We start from the raw sequence: 22163 nt of genomic DNA, 5'->3' as shown, positions 1-22163 counted from the left end.
CCTCTCGTCGCAGTCCTCAGGACGGCTTGCGCGCCTCGTCGACCAACAGCACCGGTATGTCGTCGCGGACGGGGTAGGCGAGGCCGCAGCCCTGGCAGACCAGCTCCTCCCCCACGACCGCCAGGTCCGCGCGGCAGGCCGGGCAGACGATGATCTCGAGCAGCGCGGGGTCGATGTTGACGGACGAGCTCATCGGTCACTCCTGATCTGGGCGAGCACGGTGTCGCGCACGCGGGACATGGTCTGCTCGTCGCGGCCCTCGGCGTTGAGGCGCAGCAGCGGCTCGGTGTTGGACGGCCGGACGTTGAAGGTCCAGTCGGCGTGGCTGACGGTGAGACCGTCGAGGCGGTCGGTGGTGACGTCGTCCCGCGCGGCGTACGCCGCCTCGATCTCGGCGGTCACCGCCGCCTGGTCGGCGACCGTGGAGTTGATCTCACCGCTGAGCACGTAGCGGTCGTACGCCGCGAGCAGCGCCGAGAGCGGCTGCTCGGCCTCGGCGAGCGCGGCGAGGGTGTGCAGCGCGGCGAGCATGCCGGAGTCGGCACGCCAGAAGTCGCGGAAGTAGAAGTGTCCGCTGTGCTCGCCGCCGAAGATCGCGCCGGTCTCGGCCATGGTGGCCTTGATGAAGGAGTGGCCGACCCGCGTGCGCACGGGGTTGCCGCCCAGCTCGCTCACGATCTCGGGCACCGAGCGGCTGGTGATCAGGTTGTGGATCACCGTCGCTCCGGGCTCCTTGGCGAGCTCGCGCGCCGCGATCAGCGCCGTGAGCGTCGACGGCGAGACCGCCCGCCCGCGCTCGTCGACAATGAAGCAGCGGTCGGCGTCGCCGTCGAAGGCGAGGCCGATGTCGGCCCCCTCGGCGACGACACGCTGCTGCAGGTCGACGAGGTTGGCCGGCTCGATCGGGTTGGCATCGTGGTTCGGGAAGGAGCCGTCGAGCTCGAAGTACATCGGCACCAGCTCGACCTGGTCGCCGAGCCGATCGAAGACCGCCGGTGCGGTGTGCCCGGCCATGCCGTTCCCCGCGTCGACGACCACTCGGAGCCGGCGGCCGACGACCGGCGCGAGCGTGAGCAGGTGAGCCGCGTACGCCGCGAGCACGTCGTGCTCGGAGATCGACCCGGCGGGTCCGACCACGGGCCGGGGCTCGGCGACCAGGTCGCGGATCTCGGCCAGGCCCGTCTCCATGCCGATCGGCACGGCGTGGGCGCGGCACATCTTGATGCCGTTGTACTGCGCCGGATTGTGGCTCGCGGTGAACATCGCACCCGGGTGCCCGAGGTGGCCGGAGGCGAAGTAGAGCTGGTCGGTCGACGCGAGCCCGATCAGGACGACGTCGGCACCGGCTTCGCTGGCGCCCTGGGCGAACGCGCCGGCCATGCCGGGCGAGCTGGGACGCATGTCGTGGCCCACCACGACCGTCGCCGCCCCGACGACCTGTGCGAACGCGCGGCCGGCGGCCAGCGCGAGCCGCTCGTCGATCTGGTCGGGCACGGTGCCGCGGACGTCGTACGCCTTGAAGACCGCGGCGAGGTTCGTCGGGTCGAGGGTGTCGGCCATGCCTCGGAGCCTATCGAGGACGCGCCAGCGGACTCGATGAAGGTGGTCGAGCGAGCGACCGGCGCGGATCCAGGGACCCGTCAGTCGTTGGTCAGCACCCGCAGGTGCCCGCGCCGGCCGACCTCGCGCCCGGTCTCCTCGGCCGGCGCCACCCGCCGCGGCGCGATCGGCCGAGCGGCCTCGCGGACCGCGTCGGCCAGCGCGAGCAGGTCGTCACTCGTCGGCCCCCGCGCGGTGAGGTCACCCGCGAGCCGCAGCACCTCCCAGCCGCGCGGTGCCGACAGGCGCTCGCTGTGCGCCTCGCACAGGTCGTAGGCGTGCGGCTCGGCGTAGGTGGACAGGGGGCCGAGGACCGCCGTCTGGTCCGCGTAGACATACGTCAGCGTGGCCACCGCGGGACGACCGCAGGCCGTGCGGGAACAGCGGCGGGCAGGACTCACGTCGCAGACGGTACCCCTCGGCACCGACCGCGCCGATTAGGCTCGCGGCATGGAACGACGCCGGCGCACCCGGGACCGTCGGGGGCGCGGGATGCGCGGCCCTGCGGTGCTCCCGGCCGTGCCCGGCCGGCCCGAGCTGCGCACCGCCCGCGAGCGCTTCGACGACATCGCGCTCGGCATCGTCACCGAGGTCGACCGGCGCTGGCAGGACCGGCTCGGCCTCGTCGAGTACGCCGTGGAGGACACCCCCCACCTCCCCGACGACTGGTCCCCGGGCACGGTCCCGCTCTCCTCGCTGGTCCGGGGCACCGGCGCGACGCCGACCCGGCTGGTGCTCTTCCGGCGCCCGATCGAGCACCGCTGCGACAACCGCGCCGAGCTGGAGGGGCTGGTGCTCACCGTCGTGGTCGAGCAGATCGCCGAGCTGCTCGGCATCGACGCCGAGGACGTCGACCCGCGCTACGAGGGCGGGCTGTAGGCCGGCCGACTCGCGTCGAGATCCGTGGACCGGCTGCCGACACGGGGTCCTGACGGCCATCTCGCGGATCTCGACGCCGATGGGGCAGCCGTCAGGGCAGCCCGGGCCGGACGTCGGGCACCAGCCCGTTGCGTACCGGGACGGTCAGCGGCAGCATCGACGCCCCGTTGGCGGAGCTGGTCAGCACCGCTCCGGTCACCGAGGTCCGCTCGGGCAGCACCGAGATCAGCCGGGCGGTGGGCGGCACCTTGACGACCGTGCCGCGGTCGGGCACCACCTCGGCCGTACGGCGGCGCAGCCGGTCGCCGTTCGCGTCGAGGGCCACCACGGTGACGGTGCCGGCCGTCGTGGCGCCGGCGAGCACGACGCGGCGCCGGGCGGCCCCGCGCCCCTCGGCCGGCTGCTTCGGGACGAGCACGGTCGCCTCGGCGTCGAACGAGCTCCCGGCGGTCGCGAAGGAGAGGTCGTTGCCGACGACGGAGCGCAGGGCCGCGCTCACCGGTCCGGAGGAGGTGACCTGGAGGCCGAGGGCGTCCTGACCGACCGCGGCGTTCACGATCGAGGAGACCCGCACCCGCGCCACGCCCCGCGGCGGGACCCGGATCTCCTCGGCGCCGTCGGGGGCGAACACCGACTCGGAGTCGACGACCTTGACCTCGGCCCGGACCTCGTCGTCGCCCGGGTTGGCGATCGCGAGCGTTCGCTGGCCCGTGCCGGGCGCGAGGCCGAGCAGCAGGTTGCTGGTCGCGGGAGCCGGCTGGGCCGGCAGCCAGTCCTGGGTGAGCGGGGCCCGGCCCGGGCGGTCGAAGCGGTCGAGCAGGGCCACCCCGAGCCGGCCGCGGGCGGTGACGACCTCGAGCGCGAGCTCGTCGGTGCGCGGCACCAGGGTGGCCAGGTCGAGCCGCACGGAGCTGCCGCCGGGGACGGAGACGCCGCGCAGCCGGGGCGCCTCCACCACGCCGTTGCGCCCCAGCACGGTGACGTCGGCGACGGCGGTGCCGCCGTCGGGGTTGGTGAGCTCGAGGACCGATCGATGGCTGGCGCCGGCGCCGACGCCGGTGAACCACTGACCCGCCGCCGGCGGCAGGCAGGCGGTCACGGCCGGCTCGTCGCCGCCGCCCCGGCCGGCCACCAGGCCCGGCGCGCTGTCGTCCTCGCCGGTCACCGCGACGGCGTCCGGGGCGCGGGTCGTCGTCACCCGGCCCGAGACCAGGCCGGCGTCCTTCGCGTCCTTCCCGAGCCCGACCCGCACCGAGCCGTCCACGTCGTCGGAGACGGTCGTCAGCGCGAGCTCGGGCGCCCCCGGCAGCCCGGCCGGGCAGACGAGGGTGGCCGTGGTCAGCGTGGTGCGCTCCGGTGGCCGGGTGGTGGCCGCGGGCTCGGCCGGGCGCACCAGCAGCAGTGCCGCGACGCTGAGCAGCGGCAGCACCACGGCGAGCACCATGGTCAGGTTGAGTCGGCCGCGCCGGGTGGCGGTACGCCGGCGGCCGCCGGTCGTGCGGGGCTGGGTCATCGGTCGGACCGCCTCGGGTTCGTGGTCGGCAGGCACAGCACGACGACCACCACGACGGCGATGCCCTGCACCACCAGGAGCACCACTCGCAGCCAGGACACCGGCCCCTCCAGCAGCGAGCCGTCGAGCGGCCCGTCGACCTGCCACGCCCGGGTCGTGCGCTTCTCGGCGCTCGCCTGGACGAGTCCGGTCGTGGCGTCGAGGACGGCGGCGACGTCACCGTCGGCGGGCTCGGGCAGCACGACGTACTCGATCCCGCTGGCGCCGAGCCGGTCGACGACCTCGGGCGTCGGCCGGGAGACCAGCGCCCGGACCTCGGCCGTGAAGTCGGCGTCCTCGGCGGTCAGGTTGGTCACCTCGTCCTCGCCGAGGGTGACGCCGTCGCCGCGCCGGACCGTGTAGGTCAGGCCCTCGTCGACCCCGCCCCGGATCACGAGGATGCCGTGCTCGGGGCCCTCCTCGGAGCTCTGCACCATGTAGACGGGGATGTCGGTCTCGATGCCCTCGCCGATGGCGGGGTCGGAGCCGAGCCACCACACCACGCCGCCGACCGGCACCGCGGCGGCCACCACGACCAGGACGCCGCTGAGCACCCGCCGCCAGGCGATGGTCTCCACCCCGAGCCCGACGGCGCCGATCGACGCCGCGACGACGAAGGTGCCCTGGAGCACCAGCAGCAGCGCGCCCGGTCCGGCGTCGACGGAGGTGGCGGCGAGGTCGAAGGTGACGGCGCCGAGGAGGGCGGCGAGCACCGCCGTCACCAGTGCCACGACCCAGCAGACGAGCACGGGGATCCGGGTCGCGCGCGGGAGCAGCGCCAGCAGCGCGAGCACGGCGAGCACGAGGCCCAGCCACCAGGGGGCGCCGAGCCCGTCGAGCCGGCCGGCGAGGAGATCGAGGGTGTCGGCCGTCGGCGTCGGCAGGCGGCCGGTGTCGAGCAGCAGGCCCTCGGCCGCCGACCGTTGGATGGCCGGCAGCCACCACGGCGCGAGCAGCACCGGCACCAGGCCGAGCGCCGCCGCGGGCGGACCCCACACCGAGCGGTCGCGCACCGCGCCGCGCACGACGAGCGCTGCGGCCCCGATGACGACCAGGCCGAGGGCGGCGGCCAGGACCCACAGCACGGGTGCGAACGCGGACCCGACGGCGAGCAGCAGGCCCACCCGCCAGGCGGCGCGCCACCGGCGCTCGGCCGCGGGCTCGGCGAAGCCCAGCGCGGCGTGCGCCAGCCAGGGCAGCAGCGCGGCGACCACGACCAGGCCGAGCCGGCCGTCGGACCAGGCCCCGCTCGCGACCGCCACCAGACTCCAGGTGGTCGCACCCCACAGCAGCACCCAGCGCGACGCGCCGGTGAAGACCACCAGGCGGCCGACCACCCGCAGGAAGCGCCACGCGCCCCACAGCCCGACCGGCACCGCGGCGACCAGGACCAGCGACACGGCCGCCGAGGGGCTGCCGCCGAGCAGGGTCGCGAGCAGCGCCATCGGCAGCACGTACGCCGGGGCCGGCACGGCCGTGCCGGTGCCGAGCGGGTGCCAGGTCTCGACCTGGAGCCGCCACCAGTCGCCGACCCCCTGCGGCGCCGGCGACAGGCCCCCGCCGGAGACCGAGCCGAACGCCGTCCGCGCCGCGACGAGGGCGACGATCACGACCAGCGCGACCAGCAGCGCGACGGGGTTGGTGAGGAACCGCGCCACGAGCCCGGTGTCCTCGGCGAGGAGGTCGTCGTCCTCCGGTCCCGGCCGGGGCGCGTAGCTGGCCGGTGCGCGCTCGGCAGCGGCGGCGCGCCGCCGCTCGGCGACGTCCTGGGCCTGGTTGGTCGCGGCGGCGACCAGGTCGCCGAGGAAGTCCAGCCCGTGGCGATAGGGCACCCACCACGGCGAGAGCAGCGGCGCCGCCCGTCGCTCGTCGGCGCCGGGCTGCTCGCGGCGGACCCGGCGGGCCTTGCGCACCTCGCCCGGGTGCGAGTAGAGCGAGAGCAGCGCCGCGAGGTCGTCGAGCGCCTCGCCCACCGATCGCACCAGGACGAAGCCGACCATCCGGAGCAGGGTGCCGAGGGCGAGCCGGACCACCAGCCACGGCAGCCGCCGGCCGGGCGCGTTCGCGAGCAGCGTGTAGAGCGCCGCCCGCCGCTCCTGGTAGTGGGTGTGTCGTCCGGTCAGGGGGGTACGACGTACGCCCCGGTGCGCCGCCTCGGCGTGGAAGACCACCGCGTCCGGGACGATAAGCGTGGTGTGGCCCGCGGCCGCGGCGCGCCAGCCGAAGTCGATGTCGTTGCCGAAGATCGGCAACTGCTCGTCGAATCCGCCGAGCGTCTCGAGGACGGTACGCCGCACCAGCATGCCCGCGGTGTTGACCGCGAGCACCCGGTGCACCTCGTCGTGCTGGCCCTGGTCGTACTCGCCACGCTCCAGGCCGGTCTCGCGCCGCCCGGTGCCGCTGATGGTGACGCCGAGCTCGAGCAGCCGCTTGAGCGAGGGCCACTCCCGCAGCTTCGGGCCGAGGATGTCGGCCTCCGGGTGCTCGGCGGCGGCCGCCAGGAGCGCCGCCAGCGCGCCCGCATCGGGGTTGGCGTCGTCGTGCAGGATCCAGACCCACTCGGGCGTCTCGCCGCGCTCCCGCAGCCGCTCGAGGCCGCGCCCGACGGCGGCCGGGAACGAGGTCGCCCCGCTCACCCGGAGCACGTCGCCGAAGGCCCGCTCCAGCAGGTCGGGGCTGTCGTCCTTGCTGCCGGTGTCGACCGCGACGACGGCCGTGAGCGGCGCCCGCTGCGCCCGGACCCCGTCGATCACGGCGGGTAGCCAGCGGCCGCCGTCATGACTGACGAGCAGGGCCGCGACGGAGGGAACCACGATCGTGAACCCTAACGGCCACGCGGTCGCGCCCCACCCCCGCGTGCGGCGGCGCCCCACGCCAGGCGGTCGAAGGTCAGACGGCTCGCTTCTTCAGCTTGCGGCGCTCCCGCTCGGAGAGGCCGCCCCAGATCCCGAAGCGCTCGTCGTTCATCAGTGCGTACTCGAGACAGTCGTCGCGGACCTCACAGGTCAGGCAGACCTTCTTGGCCTCCCTGGTCGAGCCCCCCTTCTCAGGGAAGAAGGCCTCGGGATCGGTCTGCGCGCACAGCGCTCGCTCCTGCCATCCAGCTTCCTCGGCGTCCCCGTCGAGGAGAAATAGTTCTCTCACGGCTTTCGCCCTTTCGACCCGGTCTTGCTCCCACATCCCCGAATCACGTGCGGCTCCCGGTAGACCACCGGACCCGGATCACCGCGCCGAGACTCGCGAACGACATTGTGGGAATTACATGCCTGTCGTACCCGCAAAGTCAACCCCGCATCTGCTATGGACCAGCCCGGGAGCCCCGACCGTCGGGCCGCGACCGGGCGTGCGGCAAGGTATCCGCATGCAGAACATCACGGTGCTCTCGGGGGGCATGGGCGGCGCCCGCTTCCTCCAGGGGCTGCTCCACGGGATCGCCACCGGGCGGCTGCCGGGCGTCGCTCCCGATGCGACGGTAACGGTGGTCGCCAACACCGCCGACGACCTGTGGGTCCACGGCCTCAAGGTCTGCCCCGACCTCGACACGGTCATGTACACCCTCGGCGACGGCATCGACACCGGGCGCGGATGGGGCCGCCGCGCCGAGACGTGGAGCGTGAAGGAGGAGCTCGCGATCTACGGCGTGGAGCCGACCTGGTTCGGACTCGGCGACCGCGACATCGCGACCCATCTGGTGCGCACCCAGATGCTCGAAGCCGGCTACCCGCTCTCCGAGGTCACCACCGCGCTGTGCCGGCGCTGGCTGGACCCGGTGTACGGCGACCGGGTGCGACTGCTGCCGATGACCGACGACCGGGTCGAGACCCACGTCGCGATCGCCGACCCCGACTCCCCCAGCGGCCGCCGGGTCGTGCACTTCCAGGAGTACTGGGTGCGACTGCGCGCCTCGGTGCCCGCCGAGGTGCTGGTCTTCGTCGGCCTCGACGAGGCCAGCCCAGGACCGGGCGTCGTCGACGCGATCACCGACGCGGACCTGGTCGTGCTGCCGCCCTCCAACCCGGTCGTGTCGGTGGGCACGATCCTCGGCGTCCCGCGGATGCGCGAGGCGCTCGCCGCGACCCGTGCCCCGGTGGTCGGGCTGTCCCCCATCGTCGGGGGCACCCACGTGCGCGGCATGGCCGAGCAGATGCTGACCTCGATCGGCGTCGAGGTCAGCGCCTCCGGTGTCGGCCTCCACTACGGCGCGCGCTCCGCCGGCGGGGTGCTCGACGGCTGGCTCGTCGACGAGGTCGACGCCGACCAGGCGGACCGGGTCGAGGCCGCGGGGCTCCCCTGCCGCGCCGTACCGCTGATGATGACCGACCCGGATGCCACGGCCGCGATGGCCGCGGCCGCGATCGACCTGGTCGCTCGATGAGTGCAGCGACCCGGCTCGAGATCTTCGCCCCCGACGGGGTCCCGGAGGTGGTGGCCGGCGACGACCTGGTCGCCCTTGCGCTCGCGGCCGCCGAGCTCGCGGACGGCGACGTGCTGGTGGTGACCAGCAAGATCGTGAGCAAGGCCGAGGGCCGGCTACGGCGCGGCAGCCGCGAGGAGGCCCTGGCCGGCGAGACCGTGCGGGTCGTGGCCCGTCGCGGCGAGACCGCGATCGTGCGCAACCGCCTCGGCCTCACGATGGCGGCCGCGGGCATCGACAACTCCAACGTGCCGCTCGGCCAGATCGTGCTGCTGCCCGAGGACCCCGACGGCTCGGCCCGCACGATCCGCGAGGGCATCCACGAGCACGGGGGCGCCAACGTCGCGGTCGTCGTCAGCGACACCGCGGGCCGGGCCTGGCGCGAGGGTCAGACCGACATCGCGATCGGCGCCGCCGGGCTGGTCGTGGCCGAGGACTTCGCCGGCCGCACCGACGCGCACGGCAACGAGCTGGCGGTGACCCTGCCCGCCGTCGCCGACGAGCTCGCCGGCGCCGCCGAGCTGGCGACCGGCAAGCTCGGCGGCCGCCCGTTCTCCGTCGTCCGCGGACGCGCCGACCTCGTGCTGCCCGCCGGCGAGCACGGCCCGGGCGCCGCGTCCCTGGTGCGGCCCGACGGCGCAGACCTGTTCGGGTACGGCGCCCGCGAGGCCGTCCTCCGCGCGCTGCGGGCGCACGACGACGACCGCCGGCCCTTCGGCGCCCCGGCTCCGGCCACCGAGCTGGCCGCCGCGATCCGCGAGATCGTCGGGCTGGCGCCGTCGCACACCGGTGCCGCCGACGGCGCCCTCGTGGTGACCTATCCGCGGGGCACGAGCCGCGCGCTGAGGGCGCTGGTGTTCGCGCACGGATGGACGATGAACGCCACCGACCACCCCCATGAGGCGCGATTGCGCCCTGCGGACGTGTGATCCCCCCGTAGACTCTGCCGACGACCGTCCCACGAGCGCCCGAACCGCTCCAGCACGACCGAGGAACACGACGTGGCCAAGCCCGCCAAGACCGACCGCAAGGCGGTCATCGACCAGATGCGCAAGCAGCAGAAGAGTGCCGACCGACGTCGTGGCGCCGTCATCGTCACGGTCTGCATCCTCGTCGCCGTCGGCATCGTCGCCGCGGCCGTCGTGCCGATCCTCGTGGACAAGTGGGACGACCGCGAGCTCGACAACACCGCCCTGGCCGACATCGGCCAGCCCGTCTCGGCGTGCCAGGACATCGAGACCAAGAAGGCCGACGGCAACCAGAACCACGTGCCGGTCGACACCCCCGTCGACTACACGACCGCGCCGCCGGCGTTCGGGCCGCACTGGAACCAGGCGGGCGTCGCGCCGGCGTCCTTCGCCCGCAAGTTCTACACCCCCGACGACCGCCCCGCGCTCGAGGCGCTCGTGCACAACCTCGAGCACGGCTACGCGATCCTCTGGTACGACGAGACCATCGCCGACGACCAGGCCGCGATGGCCGACATCGAGGCGATCTCGCGCAAGTTCGGCGACGACAACTTCCGCGACAAGTTCGTTGCGGCGCCGTGGCTCTCGACCGACGAGAACGGCAAGAAGTTCCCCGACGGCCAGCACATCGCGATCACGCACTGGTCGGCCGGCGGCAACGGCGTCACCGACCCGGCCAAGCAGGTCGGCGTCTTCCAGTACTGCTCCGGCGTCAGCGGCGCGGCGGTCGAGTCGTTCATGAAGAAGTACCCCTACACCGACTCGCCCGAGCCCAACGCGATGTGAGCGCCCGGCGTCCGAGCTTGCTCGGACGCCAGGTTGAGGAGCGTCGGTCCGGACCGCGCGCCAGCGCGGGACGGGCGACGCGTCTCGAAACCCAATCGGCCCGGGCGACCTCACGTGAGTTCGCCGCGCCCCGACTCCTTCAGCGCCGCGACCACCTGCTTGACCTCCTGGGCGCGCGAGCGCGTCGTGACCAGCAGCGCGTCGGGGGTGTCGACGACGACCACGTCCTCGAGGCCGACGACCGCCACCACCCGCTTGCCGCCGGGCACCACCAGGCCGGTGCTGTCCACGGCGAGCACGTCCGAGGCGTCGCCGAGGACGGACGTCGCGGCGCCGGCCCCCTCGAGCAGCGTGGCCAGGGCGTCGAAGTCGCCGATGTCCTCCCAGTGGAAGGACGACGGCACCACCGCGACCCGGCCGGCGTCCGCCGCCGGCTCGGCGACGGCGTGGTCGAGCGCGATCTTCGGCAGGCCCGGCCACAGCTCGGGCAGCCGGTCACGGTCCGCGGCGATCGCGCGCAGGTCTGCGGCGAACTCGGGGTGCCACTTCCCCAGCAGGTCGAGCAGCACCCGCGGACGGACGACGAACATGCCGGCGTTCCAGCGGTAGCGGCCGGTCGCGAGGTAGCCCTCGGCGGTCGCGACCGACGGCTTCTCCACGAACTCCTGCACCACGGCCGCGCCGTCGTGGCCGGCGACCGGGTCACCGACATGGACGTAGCCGAACGCCGAGGACGGGAACGTCGGCTCGATGCCGAGCGTGACCAGCCAGTCGTCGCGGGCGACCTGGACGGCCCGACGTACCGCCTCCGCGAACGCGTCCGGATCGGCGATCACGTGGTCGGCGGCGAACGACCCCATCACCGCGTCGGGGTCGGACCGCTCGAGCAGCGCGGCGGCCAGGCCGATCGCCGCCATCGAGTCGCGCGGCGACGGCTCGGCGATCACCGAGTCGGCCGCCACCTCCGGCAGCTGGGCGGCGACGGCCTCGCGATGGGGCAGGCCGGTGACCACGAGCAGCCGGTCGTCGACCAGCGGCGCGAGTCGGTCGCGGGTCTCCTGGAGCAGCGTCCGGCCCTCACCACGCAGGTCGTGGAGGAACTTGGGCGCCGAGGAGCGCGACAGCGGCCAGAGGCGGGTGCCGGCTCCGCCGGCCGGGATCACCGCCCAGAAGTGGTCGATCGAAGGCATGGTGAGAGCCTAGGGCGGTGACCACCTTCGGCGACGTACTGGCGCGCCAGCTGCGACAGGATCCCGGCCGTCCCCTGGTGACGTTCTACGACGACGCGACCGGCGAACGGGTCGAGCTGTCGGTCACGACGTACGCCAACTGGGTGGCCAAGGCCGCCTCGCTGCTGGCCGAGGAGCACGACCTCGAGCGCGGCCAGCGGCTGTGCCTGGACCTGCCACCCCACTGGCTGGGTCCGGTGTTCCTGGGTGCGGCCTGGACCGTCGGCCTGACGGTCGTCGGCCCGGACGACGTGCCCGAGGACGCCCCTGGAGGCGGCGCCGACGCCGTCGTGTGCGGGCCCGGGTCGCTGGAGCGCTGGGCCGCCCGGGCCGGCGAACTGCCGGTGCTGGCCTGCTCGCTGCTCCCGCTCGGCGTTCGCTTCGCCGACCCGGTGCCGGCGGGCGTGCACGACGTCGGCATCGAGGTCTGGTCGCAACCCGACGCCTTCGCACCCTGGGACCCCCCGACGGGCGACGACCTCGCCACCGCGGGCGGCTACGACGACCGCACCCAGGCCGAGATCTGGGCGGCGGCCGCCGCCGGGAGCATCGTCACCGACGGCGGCCGCCTCCTCTCGGAGGCGAACCCGGCTTCCCCACCGGGACTCGCCACCTTCACCGAGCCGCTCAGCAAGGGCGGCTCGCTGGTGCTGGTCGTCCACTCCGGACCGGAGCGGCTCAGCGCGACGTACGCCGCGGAGCGCGCCACGGCCCGCTTCCCTTGAGGGTCGGGCAGCACCACGTTCGGGGGTTCTGAGAGCCGGTGTCACCCGGCCAGGTCCGGGCCCTTCCCACTCCCCTGGCCCAGCGCTCGGTGCTGGCCCGCCCAGCCCGTGCCGAACCGGTCGACGAGCACCCGGTAGCCGGGGTCGGACCAGCCGCGCGCCTGGACGTGGCGGGCGCGGCCGGCACCCGGCGTCTCGTCGCGCGTCGCGCGCCGGGCGTCCCGGGTGTGGGACCTCAGGTCCACGGCCCGCTCGGGCGTCACGAAGCCCGTCTCCCGACGATCGTGGACGACGTCGAGGCTGATCACGTTCGCCGCGGGGGTGAGCACGGCGAGCACGGCGGCGAGCGCCAGGACCTGCTGGCAGGCCGTGACGAAGCGGATCTTGTTGGGAGGCATGAAAGCGGCTCTCCGGTGCGGGGGAAGTTCACACGGGACAGCAACTTTCACACGCGTCACAGCGGCGACGGAAGGGATCGTGAGTAACTACAGAGTTGTAATTTCCACTCGACACGCCGATGGAATCGAGATTTGTCAAGAAACTTCACGCCTGTAATTCATCCGCGACGCCGAAACCAGCCCTTCTTCCGGAGACCAGGCGCGGGATCGCCGGTGTGGTTGGGCCGCGGCGACGATTCGCCGGGTCGGGTCCCCCCGGGGGGCGCCCGGGGTTTCATCACGGGATGCAGGCGGAGTCACGGTTCCCTGCCTGGGCTCACCCTGGGAAGCGCGGCCTCACCCTCATCCCGTGATGAAACCGCGCACGGCGACGCCGACGCTGCCGACCGGACGCCCGAGCCGCCGGGCGGTGAGCCAGCAACCGGTTCGGCGCCACCGATGGTTGCCAACACACCTCCGGCGCAAGGTAGCCCGCCACCCGGCGCACGGTGACCCGTTCGGGCAGCCGAGACCGCACCCGCTCAACGCCGACGTACGCCGCCGGGCTGCGGGCCGTGGGTGGGCGCCGAGTCGGCGCTACTTCACCCTCCCCGCTTCGCTCCTCCGGATGAACTGGCGCCGACTCGGCTTACATCTAGCTTCGCTAGATGTCGGCGCCGAGGTCGTCGTCCTCCTGCTCGAGCGCGTCCTCGGTCTCGCCGTCGTACTTCACGTACTTGATGCCCGCGTCGACGTCGCCGTCGAAGCCGAGCTTGCCGTGCTCGAGCACGATCACCCGGTCGCACATCTTGCGCACCGAGCCGGCCGCGTGGCTGACGTAGACCAGGGTCCGGCCGCTGTCGCGGACCTCCTGCATGCGCTGGAGGCACTTCTTCTTGAAGGGCTTGTCCCCCACCGCCAGCACCTCGTCGGCCAGGAAGATGTCGGAGTCGACGTGGATGGCCACGGAGAAGCCGAGCCGGGAGTACATGCCGGAGGAGTAGTGGCCGACCTCGGTGTCGAGGAACTTGCCGACATCGGCGAACTCGACGATCTCGTCGAACTTCCGCTTCGTCTCCGCCTCGCTCATGCCGAGGATCGCGGCGTTGAGGAAGATGTTGTCGCGCCCGGTCAGCTGCGGGTGGAAGCCGGCGCCGGTCGCGATCAGGCCCGCGATCCGACCGCGCGTCAGGACCCTGCCGTCGTCGGGCCGCATGATGCCGTTGATCAGCTTGAGCAGCGTGCTCTTGCCGGAGCCGTTGAGGCCCATCAGGCCGATGGACTCCCCCTGCTCGACGGTGAAGGACACGTCGTCGACGGCGGTGAAGGTATTGCTGACCTCCTGCCGCTTGAGCCGCGCCATCGTCATCTGCTTGAAGGTGCGGTGATAGCGCAGCGTGAACGTCTTGGTCGCGTGATCGACGACGATCGACTCGGCCATCAGAGGCGCTCCGGGATCTTGTTCTCGAGCCGGGAGAAGACCAGCTGGCCGAAGCCCAGGACCACCAGGGAGAGCAGCAGCGCCATGACGCCCCGGGTGAACAGGTAGTCGGGCAGGTCGGTGCTGGCGGTCGCCGTGGGCGAGTCCGTGGTGCCCACCCAGAACGCGCGCTGCATGAGCAGCACCGCGTTGGCCAGGGGGTTGGCCAGGAAGAGCTCGGTCTGACCGTGGAAGCGCTCGGCGACCATGGTGTAGGGGTAGATCATCGGCACGCCGAAGCGGACCAGGTTGTTGACGATCTGCACGACGTTGGAGACGTCGCGGAAGAACACGTTCGCCGCGCTGAACATCAGCGCGCCCGCCATGCCGATGGTGACCGTGACGAGCAGGGCCAGCACCATCGCGGCCATGCCGACCGGGTCGGGCGTCCAGCCCATCCAGAAGCAGGCGATCGCCAGGATCACGATCTCGGGCAGCACGTGGTAGGCCGAGACCAGCACCGCCGCCACGGGGAACATCTCCCGGGGCAGCGCCATCTTCTGCACCAGGCCCTTGTTGCGCACCACCGAGCGGGTGCCCGAGCCCAGACACTCGGTGAAGATGCCGGTGATGATGATCCCGCAGAACATGTGGATCGCGAAGTTCTCCACGTTGTCGTGCAGGTTGAAGATGAACCCCATCACGAAGTAGTAGATGAGGAACTGCGACAGCGGGTTGATGTAGGACCAGAGCATGCCCAGCACGGAGCCCTGGTAGCGCGCGGCGATCTCGCGGCTGACCATCAGCCGCAGCAGGTAGCGGCGCCGGAAGACCTCGAACAGCCCCGTCGTGGCCGAGGGAGCCGTGAGCGGAGGCAGCGTGCCGGGGCCGGCGGCCTGACTCACGCGTCGCCCCCGGTCCACGGGCGGAAGGTCTCCTCCCACGCCTCCGGCGAGGTGATCTGCGGCAGCTTGGCGCGGTACTCCGCGGACAGCTCCGGCCAGCGTCGGTAGAGCTCGGCGTGCAGTCGCACGATCCGGCGCAGCTGGTCGCGGAACAGGGCCGGGTCGCGCGTGTAGAGCGCGGCCGCGGTCTGGTCGGGCATCGACACGATGGCGGAGTCGTAGCGCGCCAGGCGGTACCACCGGGCGTCCATCGCGGCGATCTCGGTCTCGGGGAACTCCCGTGAGAGCTGGCGCGGCGGCCGCAGCTGGCGCAGCGGCGCCAGCGCCGCGGTGATGAGCTGGGACCGTCGGGTCGGCACCTCGAGCTCCTGGTGCGACCGGCGCGAGGCCTTGCGGCGTACCGCCGGGAAGGCGTCGGGGTCGGACTCGAGCTGCGCGTCGGCGTACTGCTTGCGGAACGCGTTCACCTCGGCGAGCCGGGTCGGCAGCACCTCGTGCAGCCGGTCCGGGCCGGCGAGCACCTCCTCGAGCGCCTGCTGCCGCAGCTCGACGGTGGAGTACTGCATCGAGACCAGGTGGGCGATCGAGTGGTTGAGGCTCTCGCGGACGACGCGGCCACCGTGCGGGTACGGCGAGTGCAGCAGCGCGGAGATCAGCCGGTTGCGCTGGTGGAAGAACGCCTGCCAGTCGAGCGCGTCGTTCTTGTCGGTCCACGGCACGTGCCAGACCGCGGCGCCGGGGAAGGTCACGGTCGGGAAGCCGGCCGCCTTGGCCCGGACGCCGAACTCGCTGTCGTCCCACTTGATGAAGATCGGCAGCGACAGCCCGACCTCCTCGAGGACGGCCCGCGGGATCAGGCACATGAACCAGCCGTTGAAGTCGACGTCGACGCGCCGGTGCAGCCAGCGGGTCGAGCGCAGGTTGCGCGCCCCGAAGTCCCACTCGGGCAGCACGTGCTCGGGCGACATCCACCACCAGCGCCAGGTCTGGATGATCTCGCCGAAGCTGTGCAGCCGGGAGCGCGAGTAGAGGCTGAACATGTGGCCGCCGACGATCGTCGGCCGGCGGGCCAGGTCGCCGAAGGTCACCGCGCGCAGCAGGCTCTCGGGCTCGCAGACGACGTCGTCGTCCATCATCAGCGCGTACGTCGAGACGCCGGCGCGCACCGTCTCGAGCTGGCCCCGGGCGTAGCCGCCGGAGCCGCCGAGGTTGCCCTGCTCGAGGACCCGCAGCTTGCCGTCCAGCGCCTTCTCGGCCGCCGGGAACCGCGAAGCGTCGACGACCTTCCGGCTGCCCTGCTCCATGACGAGCACCTCGTCGAGGATCGCGAGCACGTCGTCGTCGGAGCCGAGCTGGGCGAGCAGGTCGGCGCAGAAGTCCGGGCGGTTCATCGTGGTGATCGCGACGGTGACCGTGCCCGACGCGGCCCGGTCGGCCGGCACCTCGGCGTCCCAGGTCGCGGTGACCACGGAGTCCTGCTCGCCGGCCGCGACGTCGTACCAGTACCAGCCGCCGTCGGCGAACGGCCCGAGCGGGAGCTCGAAGACGAACGTGCCGGTGTCGCCGTCCTCGACCTGGCGGGCCTCGACCCGCTGCGAGCGGCCGTTGGCCATCGACTTGTAGACGGTGACGCCGGCGCCACGGCCCTCCAGCTCGACGGTCAGCCGCACCGTGTCGACGATCGTCCAGCGCCGCCAGTACGACGCCGGGAACGCGTTGAAGTAGGTGCCGAACGACAGGCGCGCGCCGCGCCGGACGCGCACCGCGTGGCGGTCGACGATCTGGTCGGGGTGGATCGTCTCGCCGGAGCTGACGGCCTGGCGCAGCGAGGCCCAGTTGAGCTCCTTGGCGGCCTTGTTGCCGCCGACGGCGTACTTGTCGGCGTCGAGGACCGCGGGGTCGGGGTCGACGTACAGCGGCAGGACGTCGAGGTCGCGATCGACCGGCATGATCTGGCGCTGCAGGACACGGCGCACGGTCTCCGTCACTCAGTACCCCCTCGTGATCCTGGGGAGATCATTCGTCGACTCCTCCGCTGGTGAGCGGCGCTCCCTCGGCGAAGTGCGGCCGCAGCTTGTTCTCGAACATCGACAGGGCCGAGCCGATCGCCATGTGCATATCAAGGTACTTGTAGGTACCGAGGCGACCGCCGAAGAGGACCATCGGCTCCTGCTGCGCCAGCTCGCGGTACCGCAGCAGCGTCCGCCGGTCCTCGGCGGTGTTGATCGGGTAGTAGGGCTCGTCGCCCTCCTCCGCGAACCGGCTGTACTCGTGGACGATCACGGTCCGGCCCGGCAGGTGGGTCTTCACCCGCTCGGGGTGGAAGTGCTTGAACTCGATGATCCGGGTGTACGGCACGTCGTAATCGTTGTAGTTGACGACGCCGGTGCCCTGGAAGTCGTCGACCTCCTCGACCGACTCCTCCAGGTCGACGGTGCGCCACGACAGGCGGCCCTCGGAGTGCCCGAAGTACTCGTCGACGGGGCCGGTGTAGACGATCGGGACCTTGCCCTTGAACTCCTCGGCGACGTCGAAGAAGTCGGTCTCGAGCCGCACCTCGATCTTGGGGTGGTCGGCCATCCTCGTCAGCCAGGCGGTGTAGCCGTCGACCGGGAGCCCCTCGTAGGTGTCGCTGAACCAGCCGTTCTCGAAGGTGTAGCGGACCGGCAGCCGGGTGATGATGTCCGCGCTGAGCTCGGTGGGGTCGGTCTGCCACTGCTTGGCGGTGTAGCCCTTGATGAACGCCTCGTAGAGCGGCCGCCCGATCAGGCTGATCGCCTTCTCCTCGAGGTTGGTGACGTCCTCGCTCTTGATCTCGCTGGCCTGGCTCGCGATCAGCTCGCGCGCCTCCTGCGGCGTGTGGCTCTTGCCGAAGAACTGGTTGATCAGGCCGAGGTTCATCGGCAGCGAGTAGACCTGGCCCTGGTACTTGCCGAACACCCGGTGCTTGTAGTCGGTGAACGCCGTGAACCGGTTGACGTAGCTCCACACCTTCTCGTTGGAGGTGTGGAACAGGTGGGCGCCGTACTTGTGGACCTCGACGCCGGTCGCCGGGTCAACCTCCGAGTAGGCGTTGCCGCCGAGGTGGTGACGGCGCTCGAGCACCAGCACCTTCAGCCCCAGCTCGGAGGCGCAGCGCTCCGCGACGGTGAGCCCGAAGAATCCGGAGCCGACGACGACCAGGTCCGGACCGGACGCTGCCACCGCTGAGGCCTGTGCTGAGGGGGTCGACACGGTTGGTCAGTCTACGGATCCGGTGGGCACGAACCGCATTCCCCGCGCGTCGCGCATGGCCCGGATCACATTGGCGGCCTCGGCCCGGCCGCCCCGCAGCGGGCTGAGCAGCACCACCGCGGCCGCGATCAGCCACGGCTTGCCCCGGACCAGGGCGTTCTCGCCGTAGCGCAGGTGCACCACGAAGAGGTTGCGGTACATGAAGTAGCCCTTCCAGCCGCTCAGGTCGTGCTGCTGGTCGAAGGAGAGCTGGCGGACCAGCACGGCGTCGCGGACCGCCCAGATCCGGAACCCGGCGCGGCGGGCGCGCAGGGCGTAGTCGACGTCGTCGTAGAAGATGAAGTACGACGGGTCGGGCAGCCCGATCGCGTCGACGACCGCGCGGCGGACCATGAACCCCTCGAAGGCGACGTTCTCGAGCTCCACCCGCTCCGGCATCCGGGCGCGCTCGCCGTACTCGGTCTCGACCATGCCGGTCTTGGGGCGGATCGCGAGGGGGTTGCGCAGGTCGAAGCGGGTGGCGGCCTTCTCGACCAGGTGCCCGGCGGTGTCCTCGCGGACCGCCATCAGGCAGTCCTCGTCCTGCGCGAGGAGCACCGTGAGGCAGTCGGGCGAGGGGACGACGTCGTCGTCCATCAGCCAGATCCGGTCGAAGCCGCGGGCGTAGGCCTCGCGCACGCCGTGATGGAAGCCGCCGGCGCCACCGAGGTTCTCCGCCGGGCGGAGCACCTCCAGGCCGGCCAGCGCCGCCGTCTCCTGGGCCGTCGCGAGCACCTCCGGCGTGTGGTCGGTGCTGGCGTTGTCGACCACGATGACCGCGTCGGGCCGGCGCTCGAGCGCCGCCAGGCCCTCGAGCATCCGGGCCAGCAGGTCGGCGCGGTTGTAGGTCACCACGACGATCGCCACGGTCTCGGGTTTCGAGGCTCGCTCCGCTCGCACCTCAACCACCGAGTCCCAGATAGGCCTCGTGGCCGGTGAAGTCGCCGCGCAGACCGGCGTACATGGCCCGGGCGCTCAGCGCCAGGCGCCGAGCAGAGGGCCGGGTGAAGGCGTAGAACCAGGCCGTCTTGACGACGAACGCGAGCGCGTGCGGCCAGCCCTTGTAGTCGCGCAGGTTGACCAGGTTGTTGCGGGCCATGCAGTAGTGCTTCAGCTCGCTCGGGCTGTGGTTGTACGTCGTGCGGCCGAACATCATCGGCGTCCCGAGATCGCCGACGGCCGGGTGCCGCACCTCGGCGTCGACGACGGTGGCGATGCGCGCCCCGGCCGCCTCGGCGCGCAGGCGGTACTCGTGGTCGTCGCCCCAGATGAAGAACTCCGCGCGCGGCAGCCCGATCCGCTCGACCAGGGCGCGGGTGACCAGCACCCCGTTGAACGGGATCACGATGCCGTCGATGCGGCCGCCCGTCGCGGCCCGGCGTACGTCGTCGAGCCGGTGCACCACCCGGGTGCCGCCCGGCAGCCGGATCGGGAAGACCAACCGGGCGGGGTCCGCCTGGTCCACGACCAGCGGCCCCCAGAAGTCGAGATCGGGCTGTGCCAGCAGTCGGCCGAGGCAGTCCGGATCGGGCAGGCCGTCGTCGTCCATCAGCCAGACCAGGTCGGCGTCGCGCTCGAGCGCCCACGCGAGGCCGTCGTGGAAGCCCCCGGCGCCGCCGCCGTTGCGGGCGAGGGTCCGGCCGAGCAACGGGGTGGTGGGGTGCTCGTCGCCGCCGTCACGGTCACCCAGTCCGGCGAGCCACTCCCCCGTGCCGTCGGTCGAGGCGTTGTCGACGACCAGCACCTCGCTCAGCCCGGGCACCTGGTCGAGCCGCTCGACGAGCGCGCGGAGCAGGTCCAGCCGGTTGAAGGTGACCACCACCGCGACGACGCGGGGCCGCTCGTCGGGCGGCGCAGGCTGGTCGGTCACGGCGACCAGACTAGAGTCGCTCAGTCCAGCAGCCGCTCGGGGGTGATGGACACCGGGTACGGCGCGGCCAGCGTCAGGGTCTCGGCGCCGGTGGCGGTGCCGGCCACGACGTACTCGCCGCCGCGCAGCTCCCACGCGGTGACCGACGGGCCCTCGGGGTCGACCACCCAGTACGCCGGGCAGCGGGCCGCCTCGTACGCCGACCGCTTCAGCCCCAGATCGATGTGGCGGGTGCTCGGCGAGAGCACCTCGACCGCCAGCAGCGGCGCACCCGGCAGGTTCGCCTCCCCGAACGCCGTCCTCGGCGCCACCAGCAGGTCGGGCTGGAGCACGGTCAGCTCGGAGATTCGCACGTCGAACGGCGCGAACAGGACGACCGGCCCGGCCGGACACGTCGAGTCCAGATGGGAGTAGAGGCGCCCGAGCAGGCGCTGGTGCCGGAACCGCGGCGACGGCGTCACGATCAGCGCGCCGTCGACGAGCTCGTAGCGGTTGCCGTCATCGGGCATCGCCGCGAGATCGGCGGCGGTGAACTGCCGGCCGCGCGGCAGAGTGGTCATGCTCGCCATGGTGCCTCCTGTCGGTCATGGGCACCAGCGTGGAGCGGATCCGCACGTCGTGCGGCACCTCTCCACAGGCCCGGCAGGCGGCAGTGCCTCAGCAGGCGGCGGTCAGGTCGTCGGCCTCGTTGGCGGCGTACCCGGTGCTGAGCGAGCCGATCGAGCCACCGGTGACCGAGGTGGGCCGCTTCTTCCGCTTGGCCTCCCCGGTCGGCGCGGCGTCGCCCTCGGCGCGGTCGATCGACTCGGCGACCTTCGCCTTGATCTCCTTGATGTCCGGGTTCGCGGTGTTGATCATCGGCGGCACCAGGGAGAGCGTGGAGACCTTCTGACCGCGCGCCTTGAGCGCGAGCTGGGCGAAGGAGTCGAACTCGCCGGCCGGGATGTTGGTAGAGACCATCGCGGAGCTCGCCGCCGCGATCCGCGCGAAGTTCGTGACCGCGGTCTGGGGGCTGACCTGCTGGAGCATCGCGCCCATCACGCACTTCTGGCGCGCCATCCGCGAGTAGTCGTCGGAGCCGTCGCGGGCCCGGGCGAACCAGAGGGTGTCGTGGCCGTTCAGCTTGCGGGTGCCGGGCTTGATGTAGCCGGTCACGTCGGAGCCCAGGCCGCCGACCGGGATCGGCTGCCGGACGTCGAGCGTCACGCCCCCGACGGCGTCGACGAGGTCCTTGAATCCCTCGAGGTTGACCATCGCCCAGTAGTTGATCCGCAGGCCGGTGATGCCCTCGATCGCCATCACGGTGGCGTCCACCCCCGGGTGCTTGGAGCCCGGGAACAGCTCGGTGTTGTCCCCCGCCCACGTGCTCACGCCGTTGAGGTAGTCGGCGTCGAAGCCGTCGGGGAACTGCTGGTGCATCACCGACCCCTTGACGAAGGGGAAGTTCTTCATGTTGCGCGGCAGCGAGATCAGGACCGTGCGGCCGGTGTCGGCGTCGATGCTCGCGACCGTCATCGAGTCCGGGCGCAGACCCCAGCGTCCGGCTCCCGAGTCGCCGCCGAGCAGCAGCACGTTGTAGCGGCCGTCGTTCGCGCCGGTCACCCCGCCGTCGCCGGACATCGCGAGCACGAAGGAGCGCTGCACCCCGACCAGGTGCGCGCCGAAGAGCAGGGCGGCGGCGATCGAGAGGCACAGCACGCCGTTGACGCCCACCGCGGCGCGGCGCTGGCCCAGGGACAGCGTCAGCGGCTGGCCGAGACGCCAGGCGTCCACGAAGAGATAGGCCCAGCCCACGGCAAGTGCGGTGAGCAGCAGGCGGAGCCACAGCAGCGCCGAGGGGTCGAAGGTCAGCCAGAAGAAGAAGCCGTGCGAGAACGCGCCGACCACGAGGCCGGTGCCCACCGCCAGCACCAGCGCCGCCCAGGTGCGCAGCGCGATCCGGCCCACCCGCTTGTTGCCGTAGACCAGCTGCGCGGACCCCGGGAGCACGAGGGTCATCAGCATCAGCGAGACGGCGCGGCGGAACCGGACGCGCGCGGCCCGCTCGCCCAGGGCGGTGTGCGAGGTGTGCGACCCGGGGGAAGGAACGGGCGGCATCGAGAGACCTCTCTCGGGAGCGACGTACGGGGAAGGGTGCTGCCTCGCAAGTATCACCAGTCACAGCGG

Annotated in this window: 21 protein-coding genes; 5 read left to right on the top strand and 16 right to left on the bottom strand. The window is 72.5% G+C overall.

The window, feature by feature from the left end; genetic code table 11:
- Positions 1 to 16: 16 nt before the first annotated feature.
- From KM427_RS08395 to KM427_RS08385, 3 genes are all read right to left on the bottom strand, one after another.
- Positions 17 to 193, bottom strand: coding sequence for a Trm112 family protein (locus KM427_RS08395; RefSeq protein WP_183590861.1), 177 nt, complete (start codon positions 191 to 193; stop codon positions 17 to 19).
- Entirely contained in the window at positions 190 to 1560 is a 1371-nt protein-coding gene (locus KM427_RS08390) for a phosphomannomutase/phosphoglucomutase (RefSeq protein WP_215526914.1), read from the bottom strand. Before KM427_RS08390 ends, KM427_RS08395 begins: the two co-directional genes overlap by 4 nt.
- An 80-nt stretch (positions 1561 to 1640) precedes the next feature.
- A complete protein-coding gene (locus KM427_RS08385; protein WP_215526913.1) occupies positions 1641 to 2000 on the bottom strand; it encodes a DUF3499 domain-containing protein in 360 nt (119 codons plus the stop codon).
- A 49-nt stretch (positions 2001 to 2049) separates the two neighbouring features.
- Between KM427_RS08385 and KM427_RS08380 the strand changes: the two genes are divergently transcribed.
- Positions 2050 to 2478 carry a metallopeptidase family protein gene (locus tag KM427_RS08380; RefSeq protein WP_246389925.1) on the top strand — a complete coding sequence of 143 codons (429 nt, stop codon included), beginning with the start codon at positions 2050 to 2052 and terminating at the stop codon, positions 2476 to 2478.
- 91 nt (positions 2479 to 2569) lie between these two features.
- Here KM427_RS08380 and KM427_RS08375 read toward each other — a convergent pair whose 3' ends face one another.
- From KM427_RS08375 to KM427_RS08365, 3 genes are all read right to left on the bottom strand, one after another.
- Positions 2570 to 3991 (bottom strand): DUF5719 family protein, encoded by a 1422-nt coding sequence (locus tag KM427_RS08375; protein ID WP_215526912.1) that lies wholly within the window; start codon positions 3989 to 3991, stop codon positions 2570 to 2572.
- Entirely contained in the window at positions 3988 to 6843 is a 2856-nt protein-coding gene (locus KM427_RS08370) for a glycosyltransferase family 2 protein (protein ID WP_215526911.1), read from the bottom strand. Before KM427_RS08370 ends, KM427_RS08375 begins: the two co-directional genes overlap by 4 nt.
- A gap of 76 nt (positions 6844 to 6919) precedes the next feature.
- Positions 6920 to 7210, bottom strand: coding sequence for a WhiB family transcriptional regulator (locus KM427_RS08365; RefSeq protein WP_221199490.1), 291 nt, complete (start codon positions 7208 to 7210; stop codon positions 6920 to 6922).
- A gap of 181 nt (positions 7211 to 7391) precedes the next feature.
- Here KM427_RS08365 and cofD point away from each other — a divergent pair, with 181 nt between their 5' ends.
- From cofD to KM427_RS08350, 3 genes are all read left to right on the top strand, one after another.
- On the top strand, positions 7392 to 8405 hold the full coding sequence (cofD, locus tag KM427_RS08360; protein ID WP_215526910.1) for a 2-phospho-L-lactate transferase: 1014 nt from the start codon (positions 7392 to 7394) through the stop codon (positions 8403 to 8405).
- Positions 8402 to 9373, top strand: coding sequence for a coenzyme F420-0:L-glutamate ligase (locus KM427_RS08355; RefSeq protein ID WP_215526909.1), 972 nt, complete (start codon positions 8402 to 8404; stop codon positions 9371 to 9373). Before cofD ends, KM427_RS08355 begins: the two co-directional genes overlap by 4 nt.
- A gap of 72 nt (positions 9374 to 9445) precedes the next feature.
- On the top strand, positions 9446 to 10198 hold the full coding sequence (locus tag KM427_RS08350; protein WP_215526908.1) for a DUF3105 domain-containing protein: 753 nt from the start codon (positions 9446 to 9448) through the stop codon (positions 10196 to 10198).
- A gap of 110 nt (positions 10199 to 10308) precedes the next feature.
- On the opposite strand, the gene KM427_RS08345 is transcribed toward KM427_RS08350, so the two are convergent.
- The gene (locus KM427_RS08345; RefSeq protein WP_215526907.1) at positions 10309 to 11388 is read right to left on the bottom strand and encodes a mannose-1-phosphate guanylyltransferase; all 1080 of its coding nucleotides are present in this window, start codon (positions 11386 to 11388) and stop codon (positions 10309 to 10311) included.
- Between the two features lie 17 nt (positions 11389 to 11405).
- On the opposite strand from KM427_RS08345, the gene KM427_RS08340 reads away from it, so the two are divergent.
- Positions 11406 to 12152, top strand: coding sequence for a TIGR03089 family protein (locus KM427_RS08340; RefSeq protein WP_215526906.1), 747 nt, complete (start codon positions 11406 to 11408; stop codon positions 12150 to 12152).
- 41 nt (positions 12153 to 12193) lie between these two features.
- Here KM427_RS08340 and KM427_RS08335 read toward each other — a convergent pair whose 3' ends face one another.
- The 9 genes from KM427_RS08335 to KM427_RS08295 form a co-directional block, all read right to left on the bottom strand.
- A complete protein-coding gene (locus KM427_RS08335; RefSeq protein ID WP_215526905.1) occupies positions 12194 to 12550 on the bottom strand; it encodes a hypothetical protein in 357 nt (118 codons plus the stop codon).
- 643 nt (positions 12551 to 13193) lie between these two features.
- Positions 13194 to 13970: an ABC transporter ATP-binding protein gene (locus KM427_RS08330; RefSeq protein WP_183590872.1), complete on the bottom strand. Its 777-nt coding sequence runs from the start codon at positions 13968 to 13970 to the stop codon at positions 13194 to 13196.
- Positions 13970 to 14854 carry an ABC transporter permease gene (locus KM427_RS08325; RefSeq protein ID WP_252275191.1) on the bottom strand — a complete coding sequence of 295 codons (885 nt, stop codon included), beginning with the start codon at positions 14852 to 14854 and terminating at the stop codon, positions 13970 to 13972. Before KM427_RS08325 ends, KM427_RS08330 begins: the two co-directional genes overlap by 1 nt.
- Positions 14851 to 16842, bottom strand: a complete 1992-nt coding sequence (locus KM427_RS08320; protein ID WP_252275189.1) for a glycosyltransferase — start codon at positions 16840 to 16842, stop codon at positions 14851 to 14853. Before KM427_RS08320 ends, KM427_RS08325 begins: the two co-directional genes overlap by 4 nt.
- 28 nt (positions 16843 to 16870) lie before the next feature.
- Complete coding sequence (glf, locus tag KM427_RS08315) at positions 16871 to 18058, bottom strand: UDP-galactopyranose mutase (RefSeq protein WP_183590873.1); 1188 nt, start codon at positions 18056 to 18058, stop codon at positions 16871 to 16873.
- A 36-nt stretch (positions 18059 to 18094) separates the two neighbouring features.
- A complete protein-coding gene (locus KM427_RS08310) occupies positions 18095 to 19027 on the bottom strand; it encodes a glycosyltransferase family 2 protein (RefSeq protein ID WP_215526904.1) in 933 nt (310 codons plus the stop codon).
- Position 19028: 1 nt separating this feature from the next.
- Positions 19029 to 19997, bottom strand: a complete 969-nt coding sequence (locus tag KM427_RS08305) for a glycosyltransferase family 2 protein (protein ID WP_183590875.1) — start codon at positions 19995 to 19997, stop codon at positions 19029 to 19031.
- A 20-nt stretch (positions 19998 to 20017) separates the two neighbouring features.
- The gene (locus tag KM427_RS08300) at positions 20018 to 20557 is read right to left on the bottom strand and encodes a Uma2 family endonuclease (protein ID WP_252275187.1); all 540 of its coding nucleotides are present in this window, start codon (positions 20555 to 20557) and stop codon (positions 20018 to 20020) included.
- A 97-nt stretch (positions 20558 to 20654) separates the two neighbouring features.
- Positions 20655 to 22094, bottom strand: a complete 1440-nt coding sequence (locus KM427_RS08295) for an LCP family protein (protein WP_215526902.1) — start codon at positions 22092 to 22094, stop codon at positions 20655 to 20657.
- Between the last annotated feature and the right edge of the window lie 69 nt (positions 22095 to 22163).

It is taken from the genome of Nocardioides sp. LMS-CY, from assembly GCF_018732145.1.
GTDB classification, from domain to species: Bacteria; Actinomycetota; Actinomycetes; order Propionibacteriales; family Nocardioidaceae; genus Nocardioides; species Nocardioides soli.
Note: the sequence above shows the minus strand (reverse complement) of the source record. Positions and strands in the feature narration are given on the sequence as shown.